Consider the following 2045-nt stretch of genomic DNA (forward strand, 5'->3'; position numbering starts at 1 on the left):
CGCGGAGCACGGTCACCATACGGCTTGCGGTCACGATCGCCGCCACCGCTGTACGGCGGCTTCCGGTCCCCGCCACCGGTACCAAAGCTCCGGCGCTCCCCACCACCTTCACGCGGAGCACGGTCACCATACGGCTTGCGGTCACGATCGCCGCCACCGCTGTACGGCTTGCGGTCACCTTCACGCGCCGGACGGTCCCCGAAAGGCTTACGATCGCGGTCGCTGGAGGTAGGACGGTCCCCCTGGGCGCCCCGGTCATCCCTGGCACGGTACCCGCGGGGATCGCCGCCGGAGTTGTTGGTGCTGCGGAAACCACCGCCGCCTGATGCGCGGCCGCCGCCAAAGTTGCCGCGGTCGTTGCCGCGGTCGTTGCCGCCGCGATTACCATCGTTGTGCTCAGCCATGCTGGATTCCTCCTATTATGAGCTGACCACTGGCGCAATCGCAGCCGCTCTATTCCGTGTTTCGTTCCTACGCAACCCGAAATCAAGCGCTTCGAAGTCCGTACATCTGATCCAATTCTAGGCGAGTCCCCTGCGCGCGGCTAACGGCAGGGACTGTTTCGGCCGGTCCGGTGTCAAGCCTCACAGACAGCAGTGGGCTCATGCGCCCAGGCCGGCAGCCCTGATCGGAAGCTGGGGATTTGTGGCGCGAGGTCGGGCTGCTCACCGTACGCGTCGAGTCGGCTCGGGCGCCGATGGGCTGCACGTCCTGCGGGGTCGTGGCACACAGTCACGGCCGAAGCGACGTCACGCTGGTCGACGCGCCGTGCTTCGACCGGCCGGTTGGGTTGATCTGGCGCAAGCGGACCTGGCGCTGCGAGGAACCATCGTGTCCGACAAAGGTTCACTGAGCAAGACGAGCAGGTGGCTCGGTTGCGGGCCTTGCTGACCGCGCGGGCATGCTGGTGGGCGATCAACCAGATCCGCCAGCACGCCTCCATCGCCGAGATCGCGCGGCAACTGGGGACGTGGAACACGGTGTGGACCTCTATCGAGCCGCTGCTGCAGGCGATGGCCGATGACGAGTCCCGGTTCGACGGCGTGAAGCGACTTGGTGTGGATGCAGCCGGAGGCCCGCGGCCGGTGCGTCACGACGACCACGTGGTCGATCCCGCTCGGAGGCTTCCCGTCCCAGCCGTCCGTCAGGTCGAAGACGTGGCGGCCGACGATTGTCGCCCCGATCTGGTCCCAGTACGGCCGGGTGTAGTCGTAGGACGTCTGCGACACCTTCGTCCAACGGGACGTCACCGTTGGACAACCAGTCGAACAGCGGGCCGGGCTGGTCGTGATCGTCCGCGATGAAGCCGTCCACCGACACCGAGCTATACATGACCACCTTGCCCACGGGGCTCTCCTTTGCTTTGGGTGCCCTCAGATTAGCGTGTCGTGAGCTGTCGCTCTAGTAAGAAATCAATCGGCCAGCTGTCCAGCGCGTGGCCTGGTCGACGAGGTGCGCATGGACGTCGCTCCCGTAGTGTTCGGGTCCGGCAAGCGCTACTTCGGGTCGGTCCACGCACAGCACCTGTTGGAGGATCCCGACGTGGTGATTCAGGGCAACCGGGTGCTTCACCTGCGCTATCGGGTGCGCCGTTGACCGATCTGGGCGGGGGCTGGAGCCCTATGACGGCGATCCTCCAGAAACCGGATAGCCGTTAAACGCGGGAGAGCCCCAACCGTGTGGTTGGGGCTCTCGACCGTTTAATGATGTTCCGGCGGTGACCTACTCTCCCACACCCTCCCGGGTGCAGTACCATCGGCGCTGTGGGTCTTAGCTTCCGGGTTCGGAATGGGACCGGGCGTTTCCCCCACGCTATGACCGCCGTAACCCTTGCTCCCGTACCGTTCCGTGCCCCTGGGGGTGTGGTGGTGGGGAAATCTGTGGTGTTACAACTGTGGTGTTGTTTATTTTGTTGTGGTTTTGTTCCCTGGAACAACGATCCGTTTGGTGACGGGTTTGTTGTTTGGGAACCACATAGTGGACGCAAGCAGTCTTGTTATCTTTGTACTCTTCCTCATGGTGTGAACGTCTTTTGAATCCGTTCA

General features: G+C 63.9%; 2 protein-coding genes, 1 rRNA gene and 2 pseudogenes. 3 read left to right on the forward strand and 2 right to left on the reverse strand.

Going from position 1 to position 2045, the window contains the following annotated elements; genetic code table 11:
• Both ABIC21_RS19245 and ABIC21_RS19250 read left to right on the forward strand, forming a co-directional pair.
• A partial coding sequence (locus ABIC21_RS19245; protein ID WP_354351979.1) for a hypothetical protein occupies window positions 1-326 on the forward strand: 326 nt, incomplete at its 5' end.
• Window positions 327-697: 371 nt separating this feature from the next.
• Window positions 698-853 (forward strand): transposase family protein, encoded by a 156-nt coding sequence (locus ABIC21_RS19250; RefSeq protein WP_354351980.1) that lies wholly within the window; start codon window positions 698-700, stop codon window positions 851-853.
• 181 nt (window positions 854-1034) lie between these two features.
• Here ABIC21_RS19250 and ABIC21_RS19255 read toward each other — a convergent pair.
• Window positions 1035-1347: pseudogene (locus tag ABIC21_RS19255) on the reverse strand (dihydrofolate reductase family protein); the annotation flags it as partial.
• Window positions 1348-1431: 84 nt separating this feature from the next.
• On the opposite strand from ABIC21_RS19255, the pseudogene ABIC21_RS19260 reads away from it, so the two are divergent.
• Window positions 1432-1596, forward strand: a pseudogene (locus ABIC21_RS19260) (dihydrofolate reductase); the annotation flags it as partial.
• A gap of 113 nt (window positions 1597-1709) precedes the next feature.
• On the opposite strand, the gene rrf reads toward ABIC21_RS19260, so the two are convergent.
• Window positions 1710-1826: ribosomal RNA gene (gene rrf, locus ABIC21_RS19265) — 5S ribosomal RNA — on the reverse strand.
• Between the last annotated feature and the right edge of the window lie 219 nt (window positions 1827-2045).

The organism is Pseudarthrobacter sp. PvP090, from assembly GCF_040547365.1.
Lineage (GTDB): Bacteria > Actinomycetota > Actinomycetes > Actinomycetales > Micrococcaceae > Arthrobacter.